Source organism: Frankia sp. CoBUL1 (assembly GCF_978021245.1).
In genome coordinates, this window is the sequence record NZ_CDXDOS010000019.1 from 16677 (window position 1) to 29415 (window position 12739).

At 71.7% G+C, this 12739-nt stretch carries 5 protein-coding genes and 2 pseudogenes; all 7 read right to left on the reverse strand.

Features of this window, described 5'->3' with window-relative positions:
- On the reverse strand, positions 1–7030 hold a 7030-nt coding region (locus AC08OX_RS03520), incomplete at its 3' end, for an SDR family NAD(P)-dependent oxidoreductase (RefSeq protein WP_476606483.1).
- 155 nt (positions 7031–7185) lie between these two features.
- Positions 7186–7569: pseudogene (locus AC08OX_RS03525) on the reverse strand (polyketide synthase dehydratase domain-containing protein); the annotation flags it as partial.
- Positions 7482–7970, reverse strand: a complete 489-nt coding sequence (locus AC08OX_RS03530; RefSeq protein ID WP_476606484.1) for a hotdog family protein — start codon at positions 7968–7970, stop codon at positions 7482–7484. The gene AC08OX_RS03530 and the pseudogene AC08OX_RS03525, both read right to left, overlap by 88 nt.
- A complete protein-coding gene (locus tag AC08OX_RS03535) occupies positions 7967–8221 on the reverse strand; it encodes a hypothetical protein (RefSeq protein ID WP_476606485.1) in 255 nt (84 codons plus the stop codon). Before AC08OX_RS03535 ends, AC08OX_RS03530 begins: the two co-directional genes overlap by 4 nt.
- 36 nt (positions 8222–8257) lie before the next feature.
- Entirely contained in the window at positions 8258–9097 is an 840-nt protein-coding gene (locus tag AC08OX_RS03540) for a beta-ketoacyl [acyl carrier protein] synthase domain-containing protein (protein WP_476606486.1), read from the reverse strand.
- Positions 9098–9171: 74 nt separating this feature from the next.
- Positions 9172–10410: pseudogene (locus AC08OX_RS03545) on the reverse strand (beta-ketoacyl reductase); the annotation flags it as partial.
- Entirely contained in the window at positions 10296–12731 is a 2436-nt protein-coding gene (locus tag AC08OX_RS03550; protein WP_476606488.1) for a beta-ketoacyl synthase N-terminal-like domain-containing protein, read from the reverse strand. The pseudogene AC08OX_RS03545 and the gene AC08OX_RS03550, both read right to left, overlap by 115 nt.
- Between the last annotated feature and the right edge of the window lie 8 nt (positions 12732–12739).

A 12739-nucleotide genomic window follows, 5' to 3' on the forward strand; every position in this document is an offset into this window, starting at 1 on the left:
GGCGGTCGGCGCTTCGGGTGTCCGGGCAGCGCGCGGCGATCGCGGCGATGTCGAGTTCGAGGTCGGAGTCGGCACCGTCATGCGTGACGATCCGGCCTCGCACGCGCCACTGCTCGTCCGGACCGAGCTGGAAGCGGAGATCGCCGCTACCCTCGGTCACGGAAAGCTCGACAGGCTGTGCGGAGTCGACGATCAGGGGACGCAGCCACTGGACGGAGCGCAGGTTGAGCGGCAGAGTGACGCCGCGTCGAGCGGCCGCGTCGACCGCGAGGGCCACGGTCGCCATACCTGGCAGCAAACGGCGACCGCCGATGCGGTGGTCCTTGATGACCGGGTGCTCAGGATGGAGCGCCGCGCCCGGTGCGGGCCATGCGGGCGTGGCTGGAGCCGGCGCGGATGCCTGGTCGGTCGCAGGCCGCGGCCAGTGCCGGCATCCGCCGAAAACGTAGCCCGGCAACGGGATCCGCCGCCCGGGCCGCTGAGCGATGTCGAGGTCCGCGAGCACGCCCGCGCGGTATGCCTCGGCGCAGCGCAGCAGCACGGACTGCACGCTCGCCGCGTCGCGGGCCCTGGCGAGCGCCGCTTCCAGGGACCCGGCGGTTTCGCTGGTCCTGGCGGCAGGCGGGATCTGGCCGCCGGCAAGCGCGTGAAGTCCGGAGATCAGCTCGTCGAGGCTCGCCGCGACGACTGCCGCCCGCACGGGGAAGTGGGTCCGGCCCGCGTTCAGCGTGTAGGCCACGTCCGCGAGCGCGGGCCGTTCCGCCTCCAGCCCGCGGGCGAGCGCGTCCGCCGTGCGGGAGAGTGCGGCCCGGTTCACCGCGGACACGGGTACCAGGTACACGGCTTCCTCCTGGGTGCTCTGCGCGGCGGGTCGCGGGCCGTCCGTGGCCGACACGACCGCCTCGCCGATCAGGAGGTGCGCGTTGGTCCCGCTGAAGCCGAATCCGCTGACCGCCGCGATCCTGCGGCCGGTGACCTGGTCCGGCGCCCAGTCGACGAGCTTCAAGGCGACCTCAAGCGGCGCGATTTCACCGGTGATCTCCGGGTTCAGCCGCGTGAAGTTGATGCTTGGCGGGATCCGGCGGTGACGCAGCGCCAGCAGCACCTTGATGACGCTCGCGATGCCCGCCGCCGTCGTGGTGTGGCCGATGTTCCCCTTGACCGAACCCAGGTAGCAGGGCGCTCCGTCCGGCCGTGCACCGCCGAGCACCGCTGCCAGGGCCTTGACCTCGATGGGGTCGCCCAGGCGGGTGCCGGTGCCGTGCGCCTCCATACAGCCGAGGTCACGCGTCTTGTCAATGCCCGCGTGCTCGTGTACCTGGCGCAGCAGTCGTTCCTGGGAGAGGGCGCTGGGCGCGGTCAGACCGTTGGTGCGGCCGTCGCCGTTGATGCCGGAGCCGAGGATCACACCGTGCACGGTGTCCCCGTCGGCGAGGGCGCGGCGGAGCGGCTTGAGCAGGATCGCGCCGACGGCCTCGCCCAGCACGATCCCGTCCGCCGACGCGTCGAACGGCGCCGAACGCCCGGTGGGAGAGAGCATGCCGGTCTGGCTGGTCATCACCTGCATGCGCGGCGTCGTCATCACGGCTACCCCGCCCGCGAGGGCGGCCTCGCAGTCGCCGCGCCGGATTGCCTCGCACGCGAAGTGCACGGCGACGAGTGAGGACGAGCAGGCGGTGTCGCCGGCGAGCGTCGGACCGGTGAAGTCCATGAGGTAGGCGATGCGCGCGGGCAGAACCGAGGCCGCGTTGCCGAGGAACGCGTGCGCACCAACCGAGGACCACCCGGCCGCATCGAGCACGTCGGGGTAGTCGCCCGCGGCACAGCCCACGAAGACGCCCCAGGGCCGGGGACCGGACCCGCGCCGCGCGTATCCGGCGTCCTCGAGGCAGTGGTAGGCGGTTTGCAGGAACAGCCGCTGCTGCGGATCCATCGAGTCGGCCTCCAGCGGGGAGAGCTGGAACACCGCCGGGTCGAAGGACTCGACGTCGTCGAGCATCGCCGCCCACCGGCTGTACGTGCGGCCGGCGGCGCGTCGGTCCGGGTCGAAGACGGCGTCCACGTCCCAGCGCTCGCACGGCACCTCGCGCACGGAGCTGCGCCCGGCGGCGAGGTTGGCCCAGAACGTGGCCAGGTCCGGTGCGTCGGGGAACTGCCCAGCCATGCCGATCACGGCGATCGCATCGGGATCGACGGGCTGGGGAGTCGGAGGCGTGGCGCCTTCAGGGACCGCGCGCAGTGCCACGCGGCCCTGGCCCGAGCTGGAAACAGCCGCGAGCGCTCGGGCGGACACGGCGAAGGGTGCGATCGCCGGCGCGGCGGGCGGGGCGGGCGCCGGTGCGTGACGTACGGCCTCGACAAGGCCCGCCGTCCGTTCGTGCTCGTCGCACACGTGCACGGTCAGTGCACTGACATTCGGATGGTCGTACGCGACGACGGAGTCCAGTGCCAGCCCGAACCGGCCGTTCACCACCCTGGCGAGTTCGACGGCGCCGAGGGAGTCGATTCCCAGGTCGGTGAAGCTCTGGTGCACGTCTATCTCGGACGGGTCGAGATAGAGGATCTCGCCAAGCGCCGCAGTGATGGCCGCGGCAACCGTCGCGGGGTCCAGGCCGTCGCGGGGAGCAGCCGGTGCGGGTTCGGGGGGCTGTGTGGCGGGTCGAACCGCCTGGATCCGCTCGAAGTGCTCTCGCACCCGGCGCGCCGATCCCTCGCCCAGGACCTGGACGTGCATCCGGCTTTCGCGTGCGAGGATGTCGGGCAGCTCGCCGAGCACGCGGTCGGACAGGTCACGCTTGAGCGCGCGTACGGCCTCCGGTGCCGACTGCGCGATGGCCGCGGCGACGGTCATCGCGTCGGCGAGCACGTCCTGCGGATCCGCGAACCGCACCGCCGCACCGCGCCGTTCCAACTCTCCCCCGCTGAGCCCGCGCGCGGTGTAGAAGAGCTCTGCGGCAAGCGTCCGCCCGAACCGCCGCTCGAGGATGTACGTCGCGCCCAGGCCCGGCGTGAACCCGTACCCGGTGAAGTTCGCGCTGTACAGGCCCTCGCGGGACATCACGACGATGTCGGCCCACAGCCCGAACACCAGCCCGCCGCCCGAGGCGTGGCCCTGGATCGCGGCGACGACGGGCTTGCCGAAGCGCAGCAGGCCCTCGTACATGAAGGGCACGTCGGTGAACCTGGTCTGCCCCTGTGAGAGCGCAAGCAGGGCGTCCTGCGTCGCGCCCATGCTGAACGCCGGGCCACGCGCGGTGAGCACGACGACGTTCACCTCGTCGCGGGCATCGATGTCGGCGAAGGCCGAGATCAGAGCACTGGTCAGCTCCTGGCTGAACATGTTCGAGCACGAACGGTCGTGCATCGTGACGACCGCGATGCCGTGATCGAGGATCTGGACGCTCAGGTCCTCGGTGTCGCGGAACGGCTCGGCGGTGTCGCGGAACGGCTCGGCCGGTACGGGCGACGCCGGCACCGCCGCAGGCACGGGCGGTTCGACGCGTTGCACAGCCTGCCGTCGCTCCCAGCCGCCGACCCAGCACCGCTCGCCGCGGAACGGGTACGTCGGCAGCGAGATCCTGCGGGCGCCGGGCAGCGTCGGCCAGTCCACGTCGGCACCGTCGACCCACTTCCGCGCGAGCTCGGCGTGCTCCGCGACGCCATCCGAAGATCGGGATGACACGCTCGGCCTTCCTGCCAGCAGATCCCTGAGAGCGTCGCGGTACTCCTCCATGGTGGCCGCCACAACGGCCGCGCGCACGAGCATGGCTCGTCGGCCGCGCTGGAGGGTGTGGGCGACGTCGGCGAGAAAGGTCGTGTCCGACCCGGATCCGACTGGGTCGCAGACCGACGCTGTGTCGCAGACCGACGCGATACTCGAGTCGGGACCGAGGCCCGCCACGGTCCCGAGCTCGTCGGCGAGTCGGCGGAGCATGGCCGCGTCGAGACCGAGATCGGCGAAGGACTCGGCGAGGTCGATCTGGTCCTCGCTCACGCTCAACGCGGCGGCGACCAGCTTGGTCAGGTACCTCATCCGCTCGGGGCGGTCCTCGACGAACGCCAGGTGCGCCCGCACGGTGTCGAGCAACGCCTTCTCGTCGCGAGCGGAGAACGGGAAGACGTACGGGCCGCTGGACATCGCGGTCCGCTGCAGTTCGGCGGGCGCCTCCTCCACGAGCACATGCGCATTGGCCCCGCCCGCACCGAACGCGCTGACGCCGGCCCGTCGCAGCGCGCCCGGCGCTGGCTCCGGCCAGGGCATCGTGGTCAACGGCACGCGGAACACGGCGCGGTCCCAGCGCAGCTCCGTGTTGAGCTCGGCTGCGTGCAGCGAGGGGACGAGCGTCCGGTGCCGAAGCTGAAGGAGCACCTTCGTCAGCCCCGCGATTCCGGCCGCGCTCTCAAGATGCCCGATGTTGGACTTGACCGACCCGACGACGCAGCCGCCGGTCGGGGCGAGGGCACGCGCGATCGACTCGGATTCGATCGGGTCGCCGAGCGCGGTGCCGGTGCCGTGCGCCTCGATGTAGCCGACGCTGCCCGGCTCCCATCCGGCCCGGTCGATGGCGTCACGGATGACAGCGCTCTGCGCAGCCGGCGTCGGCACGGTGAATCCCGCGGTGCGGCCAGTGTGGTTCAGCACGCCGGCACGAAGTACACCATGGATGTGGTCGCCGTCGTCGAGGGCCTGTCGCAACGGCTTGAGAAGAACGGCCCCGACGCCCTCCCCCGGCACGTAGCCGTCGCCGCCCGCGCCCATGCTGCGGCAGCGGCCATCGGTGGACAGGAACTGGCCTTCCGACAGCTGGAGGTACTTCTGCGGGTGCAGCGTGAGGTTGACGCCGCCCGCCAGCGCGAGCGCACTCTCCCCGCTGCGCAGGCTCTCCATGGCCACGTGCAGGCTCGTGAGCGAGGAGGAGCACGCCGTGTCCACCGCCATGCTCGGGCCGCGCAGGTCCAGCGTCCAGGAGACCCGGTTCGCGACCGCCGCGTGCATCGCGGTCGGCGCCGCGCGGGTCGGCCCCTCGCTGGTGACCAGCTGATAGTGGTTCCACATCACGCCGACGAACACGCCGACCGGCCGACCGGCCAGCTCGTCGGGCGAGTAGCCCGCGTCCTCGATAGCCTGCCAGCAAGTGGTGAGGAACAACCGTTCCTGGGGGTCCATCCGCTCCGCCTCGCGGCGCGAGATGCCGAAGAACGCGCGGTCGAACAGGTCCACGCCGTCAAGGAAGCCGCCCCACTTGCCGTAGCTGCGGCCAGGCAGCGGCTTGCGCGGGTCGAAGTAGTCGGCGGAGTTCCAACGGTCGGCCGGGATCTCGGTGATGCAGTCCAGCCCGGCCGTGAGATTGTCCCAGAACTCAGCGATATCCCGGGCCCGTGGATACTGACCGGCCAGACCGATGACGGCGACGGCGAAGCCGTCCTCCGTGGGGGCGGAGACGAGCGCCCGCGCCGGAGCAGGCACGGGCGCCGGAGCAGGCGCGACCAGGCTCGCACGAATGCGCTCGACGTCTCCGTAGAGCACGACGGCTCTGCTGGCGCCACGGCGCGCAAGCACCTGCCGCATCCCGTCGACGGCCGCTGCTGTGGGCAGCGGTGTGGTGCCGATGGTCTGACGCGCGCGATCCAGCTTGTCCTGTGGCATGCGCATGCTGCCATCCCGCCACCAGGGCCAGTTGATCGAAACGGTGCGCCCGGCTCCGTCGGCGCGATCCGAGCGCCACTCCGCGAATCGGTCAAGGTAGGCGTTGGCGAAGGCGTACGCCGACTGGCCGGCATTGGGTAGCACGGCGGACGTGGAGGAGAACAGCAGCAGCGCTCCACGGAAGCCGCGGGCCGTCAGCACCCCGTCCAGTGCGGTGACCCCGCGTACCTTCGGGGCGAGGACCTCGGCGATGTCCGACGGCCGCTGGTTGAAGAAGAGCGCGTCGCGGGTGGCCCCTGCGCAGTGCAGCACAGCGTCGAGCCCTGCGACGTCCACTGCCGCGGCATCCAGCGCTCGGCCGAGTTCGGGAGCGTCTGTGACGTCGGCCTGCACGAATCGGACCGAGATCCCGTCAGGCAGCGAGGACGGCACGGAACGTGAGACGAGGATGATCTCGCCCGCCAGCCCTGCGCCAAGCAGGTGCTCGGTGAGGGCACGGGCCACTCCCCCGCTGCCGCCACTGATCAGGTAGCGTCCGCCGGGGCGCAACACCGGCTCGACCAGGCCGTCGATCGAGGACGTGGCCGCCTCCGTGAGCATCATGTGTTCCCTGATGCCGCCGCGGATGCGGACCTCGCCGCACGTCGTCGTGTCCGCCAGCTCGCGCTCCAGAACGGCCGCGTCGAACTGGGCGGCGTCGAGCACGCGGCAGCACAGGCGCGGGAACTCGGCGGAGATCGTCGCGCACATCGCTCCCAGCCCGGCACCGACCGCCGCGAACGAGCCGTCCCCACGCTCGGGCCGCACGAGCAGCAGGCGCGGCTCGCCGGTCGCGTCCGCGGGGATGGCAGCAAGGGCTGACGCGACAGCGCAGACCAGTGAGGCGGCCTGATCGGCGACCGATGCGACGACGGAGAGCTGAAGCACGACGCTGTCGAGTCCGGCGCCGCGCCGGGAGATTTCCACAGCGTAGTCGCCGCCCATCGGGACGAAGTGGTTGAACCCGGACACCGGCGCGCCGCCGATCACGAGAACGTGCCGCGATCGAGCGGAAGTGGTCCGCTCGGCCGGGACGGTCTGCCAGCGCGGCTCCAGCAGCACGATGCGGCCGTCGTTCGCGGGCGTGGCTGCCTGCACCTGCGCCGAGGCCGCTTCGGTCCGCACGGTGTAGGTGCGGTGCAGGTGGCGGGACAACGAGCGGATATCGCTGTACTCGAACAGCAACGTCGGGTAGAGCTGATCGTCGACGTGGGCTTCCAGGAGCCGGCTGAGATCCAACAGGACCACGGAATCCAGGCCGAGATCGTAGAAACCGGTACACGTGTCGACGGCGGCGGGGTCCACCCCGAGAGCTTTCGCGACCAGCGAGCGGACCAGGTCCACGACGTCGGCCTCGGTCGCGGCGGTGCCGGTCGGCCGAGGCGCGTCGTCGTCCTCGTCGTCCTCGTCGGCCTCGTCGGCCGGGTGATCAGGTCGGGGTGACGGATGCGCTTGCAGACCATGCCGACGACCTCGACGAGCAGGCGCCCGTCAGTGTCGTAGACCCCGTAGTCACCCCGCAGCACCTCGCCTGAGTCGGAGAGCGTCTCGGGTCGCGGAGCGTGGACGTAGCTGACGTGCCCGACCTGGCGCGGGGCACGGAACCGCTCGATGTACACGGGGATGAACGGGTCCTGACCCGAGGCGAGGGTCTGTCCGAAACCGGCGAGCGTGGAGGCGTCCATCTTCGCCGGGTGGAGGAAGAAGTCGTCCTCGTGCTCGCGGGTCGACGCGTCGAGCTCCAGCCGCGCGAGCAGCACGCCCTCAGGGCTCTGACGCAGTTCGCCCACGCACTTCATCGGCAGGCCGTGCACGATCTGCTCCGCCCGGGCGCGGCGGTAGAGTTCCTCCGTCGAGCCGGTGGCCGGGATGCGGGCCAGCAGCGTGGCAAGGTCGGCGTTGGGTCGATGCGCGTCGGAGGCGCCCGCCGGGCCGAGGAGCAGTGTCGCGGTGGCGTGGTCGTGCCGCCGACCGTGCGGGACGCCGTCGCGCAGCCACCGGCTGGAGATGGCGACCCGCCGTCGTCCGGCACGGTTATCTCGACCTCGATCTTGCGGCCGTGGCCGGGCCGGGTGGTGATCGCCTCGGTGAACAGCACCCCGCGCAGCTCGGCGCGGGCCGGGTCGACGCCGCGGTCGATGAGCACGCGGTAGATGAGGTCGAGCAGCGCGACGCCGGGGAGTACCGAGACGCCGTGGACGCGGTGGTTCGCCATCACGAAGTCCTCGGGCGACAGCTCCACCCGCGCGCTGATCGAGCTCGGCATGCCGTCGATGAGGGTCACGCGTCCTCCCCGGAGGCTGAGACGGCCGCGGCGCGCGGCGACGGGCTGAAGGAGATGTCGAGCAGGGATGCGAGGATGCGGGACGGCGCCGCGGGCGCGGTGGCTGACGATTCCGTACGCTCACGCCAGAGGCGTCGGCGGTTGAACCGCGGCGGCGGCAGCGGTTCGCGGATCACCGCCGCCAGGCCACGCTCGGGGGGCGAGCTGACCACCGCGTGGGCATTCGTGCCGCCCAGACCGAACGCGCTCACTCCGGCGACGCGCGGGGCACTTTCTGTCTGCTTCGGTCACGGGCGCAACGTCTGGGCGGGGGCGAAGACCGAGCGTTCGAAGCTGCAGCGCGGGTGCGGCTTTTCGCAGAAAAGCGTCGGCGGGACCTGCGCGTGCCGCACAGCCAGCAGGGCCTTGATGAGCCCGGCCACGCCCGCGGCGCTGAACAGGTGGCCAAGGTTGGACTTCACCGTGCCCAGCCCACAGGTGCCAACGCGGCCCCTGGTCGCTTCATCCTCGGCCCACACCGTCTCCAGCGCCCGCAGCTCCATCGGATCGCCGATCCGGGTCGCCGTGCCGTGCGCCTCGATCAGGCCGATGGCTGAGGCCGAGTGGCCCGAGGCAGCCAACGCGCGGCGCACAACGTCGGCCTGTGCCACCGGATTCGGCGTCGTGAGGCCCATCGTCCGGCCGTCGTTGCCGACCGCCACCGCGTCGATGACTCCGTGGATGCGGTCGCCGTCGCGCAGCGCATCCGTCAGTGGCCTGAGCAACAGCAGCCCGCAGCCCTCACCCGGCACGAAGCCATCGGCCCCGCTGCCGAAGCCCGCGCACTGCCCACGCGGGGAGAGCGCCCCGGCCGCGCCGAAGTCCAGGTAGGGCTCCTCGTCGAGCAGCACCTGGACACCGCCGGCCAGCACGAGCTCGCTGCTGCCGTCGAGCAGGCTCTGACAGGCCAGCTCCACGCTCACCAGCGAGGAGGAGCAGGCGCTGTCCACGACGAGGTTCGGTCCGTGCAGGTCGAAGTGGTGGGCGAGCCACGCCGCGATGAAGTTCTGGTCCCCGCCCAGCGAGCGCGCCCGTTCCTCGGCCGAGAGCCTGCGGCGGTAGTCCGACATCCGCGCCCCGAGGTACACGCCGACGCGCCGACCGGCCAGTTCCTCGGCACGGTAACCGGCGTCGCAGAGTGCGGCGACGGCCGGACGGCCGGGTCCATGGCGCGCGCCTGGTCGTCGGTCATGCCGAAGTATTCGGGGTCGAAGTCCTCGACGCCGTCGACGAACCCGCCCCAGCGGCTCGGCGTGCGGCCGGGGCCTCCGTTCGGGTCGTAGAACTCCTCGACGCTCCAGCGCGACGGCGGCACCTCGCGGACCGCGCACTCCCCCGCGCGCAGCAGCTCCCAGAACCGGTCGACGCCCTCGGTGCCGGGGAAGCGGCAGCCGATGCCGATGCCGACGACGGCGATACGCCGGTCCGTCGTCATCGCCCGGGGCGTGGGTGCGGCGGCGCGCGACGGGCCCTCCTCGGCGCCGAGGTCCAGTGCGCCGGAGAGCTCGTTGAGGGTGGGGTGGTCGAGCAGCACGGCCGGATTGACGCTGCGCCCAAGCCGCTCCTCAAGCTTGGCGACGATCTCGGCGAGCAGGACCGACTCGACGCCGAGCTCCGCGAAGCCGATGTCTGGGTCGAGCTCGGCTGCGGGGACATGCAGGGCCGCCCCGAAAAGCTCGGCAAGCCAGAAGGACGGTGCGGCGGCGGCTGGAGACAGAGCCGCGAGCGGCATCGGATCCGGAGCCGGTCGCGGCTCGCGGGTGTTCACGGTGAGGGCGTCGGCGGCGGGCGGCTGCGCGCCGACGGTGACCAGTACCGGCCCGCGCGGCGCCGTCGCGATCACGTGGTCCAGCACCGCGAGCCCCTGCGCGTCGGTGATCGACTCACCCGCCGCGACGCCGCCCGCGGCCGCACCGCTCTCGCTCCATACCGGCCAGTCGACGCCGCGGAAGCGGTGGTCGCCCGCCGCGTAGTCCAGGTACGCGTTGGCGGCCGCGTAGTCGGCGACGCCTGCCGCCAGCCTCGGCAGGGCCGCCGAGACCGAGGAGAAGGAGATGAAGAACTCCAGCCGGTCCTTTTCGCAGAGCCCTGCAAGAGTGTCGAACCCGGCCGCCTTCGGCTCCCAGACCTCGGCGATCTCGGCCAGGTCGAGCGAGACGAAGCTGGCCGGCCGGCGCCGGGCCCGGCCTGCGCAGTGCACCACGCCCGCGATCGGCCCGAGCGTGCCGCGCACCTCGTCCAGGAACTCGGCGATGCCGCCGTCGGCGGTCAGCGGCCCGAAGTACCTCAGCACCCGGACGCCGCGCGCATCGAGCCTCGTTTGCGCCGCCGACAGTTCCCTGGCCCGCCGCGTGGCGGGCTCGGGCTGGTGCCTGCCGAGGATCGCGAGGCGCCGTGCGCCGCGCTCGACCAGGTGGTCGGCAACGAGGGCGCCGAGGCCACGTGTCCCCCCGCGGACACAACGTATACCCGGTCCGGGCCGAGCACGGCCCGCGTGGACGGCGGCGGGAGCTCGCGTAGCAGCGGAGCATGATGTCGGCCGCCGCGCACCGCGATCTCGCCGTGAGCGGGCCGCCTGCAGAACGCCTCGTGCACCGTGACGGCCACGGCCTCCGGATCATTCTCGGGTACGTCTATGTCCAGGACGTTCGCGGTGACACGGCTGGACTCGGCGCCAAGCGCACGCACGAACCCCGCGGTCGCCGCACCCGCGCATCGGGCGACGGGTCCGGCCGAGGGTCCGAAGAGCCCGGTGGTCACCTGGAGCATTCGCAACTGTGCCTGCGGGCGACGGCGCAGCAAGTGTTGCAGCAGCGGCACGACGACCTGCCAGTCCGGCCCGCCGTTCGCGAGGGCGGTCAGGTCAATCCAGCCGGTCACCACCAGGTCCTGGGCCACATCGTTCAGCGCGTCCGCGGCGGCCTCGGGAACCAGCCGCACGACGGTGGCTGGAGCGAGGAGCGCCGAGACCGCTTGAGCGAGCCGGTACTGGTTCTCCGTGGCCAGACAGACGATCAGGTCGCCTGCGGATGGCTCGGCGAGCACTGATTCGACTGATTCGTCGGCGAGGGGCGCCCAGTCCTTGGTCCACAGCCGGACCAGGTCGAGCGCGGCGCTGGACGGCAGGTCCGGCGATGGCGCCCAGCAACGGACGCGGGCGAACGGATACTCCGGCAGACGCACGATCGTCCGCGGCTCGCCGATCGGCAGGTCACCACCAGCGACCCAGTGCCGCGCCAAATCGGCGGGCGTGGCGTCGTCGCTCTCGGGCAGCGACTCGCGCTGTTGGTGCGGGCCGCCGATGCCGGTCGGCGCACGGCCGAGCCGGGTCGCGTCTGTGGCCGCGGCCGTGTCGGCGAGTCGGTTCAGTTCGTCGACGAGCAGGTCCCGTGATTCGGCGACGATCGCCGCCCGATGTGCCAGCGCGACGCGGGCCGCGCGCAGCGTGTACGCAACGTCCGGCAATGCGTGCTCGGGCTCGTCAACCAGTGCCCGGGCGAGCCGGGCTGCGACCCCGCGAAGCTGATCGCGGGTTCGGGCGGAGAGCACGAACACGCTGTCGAGCGCGCCCGCGTGCTGCGCGAGCCCCTGCGACACAGCAGGCCGCTGAGGCGCTTCCTCGACGAGCAGATGCGCGTTGGCCCCGCCCGCGCCGAAGGAGCTGATCCCGGCTCGCCGCGCCGGTACGTCGTCAGACGCGGGCGCAGGCCATGGTTGCAGGTACCGTTGCACGCGGAACGGCACGTGCTGCCAGTCGATGTTCGGATTCAGCTCTTCGGCATGCAGCGACGGCGCCAACTGACTGTGTTCGAACTGCAGCAAGATCTTGGTCAGACCGGCGATACCTGCGGCCGCTTCGAGATGGCCGATGTTCGACTTCACCGACCCGATCGGCAGGACATGCCGATCAGTAAGGCGCAGCGCGCGCGAGAGCGCCTGCAGCTCGATCGGGTCACCGAGCGCGGTGCCCGTGCCGTGCGCTTCGAGGTAGCCGATGCTCTCGGCGGGTATCCCGGCCCGGTCGAGCGCCCGGCCGAGCACCTCGGCCTGGGCCGGCACGCTCGGCACCATGTAGCCGTTGCTGTGGCCGCTGTGGTTCACGGCGCTACCGAGGATCACGGCGAGTACCTGGTCGCGGTCTGCCAGCGCCTGCTTCAACGGCTTGAGCAACAGGACGCCGACGCCTTCGCCAGGGACGAAGCCGTCGCCACCCGCGCCGAACGCCCGACAGCGGTGGTCCGAAGATGCCATGCCGAGCTGGCGCTGCTGACGAAACTTGTTCGGGTGCAGCGAGAGGTTCACGCCACCCGCAACGGCGAGTTCGCATTCGCCGCTGAGCAGGCTCTGCACCGCCAGGTGGATTGCAGTCAGCGACGAGGAGCACATCGTGTCGACCGTCAGGCTCGGACCGGTCAGCCCGAAGATGTAGGAGACCCGGTTGGCTATTCCGGCGAGCGCGGAACCCGTGGATGGCGCGTCCGGCGAGGCGACTTCGGCCCCGAACAGCGGGTACTCGTTGTACATCGAGCCTGCGAAGACGCCGACGCGTCCGCCGTGCCGGGTGTGCAGGCGGCGCGGCGAGTAGCCCGCGACCTCCCACAGCCGCCAGCAGATCTCGAGAAAGAGTCGTTCCTGGGGGTCCATCAGTTCGGCGTCGCGGGGGGTGATGCCGAAGGGCATCGGGTCGAAGAGCTCGACGTCGTCGAGGTATCCGCCCCACATCTGAGGTG

What these genes read in the sequence shown, in the direction of transcription:
- AC08OX_RS03550 (WP_476606488.1), bottom strand. Translation starts at nt 12,731, where the DNA reads ATGTGGGGCGGATACCTCGACGACGTCGAGCTCTTCGACCCGATGCCC.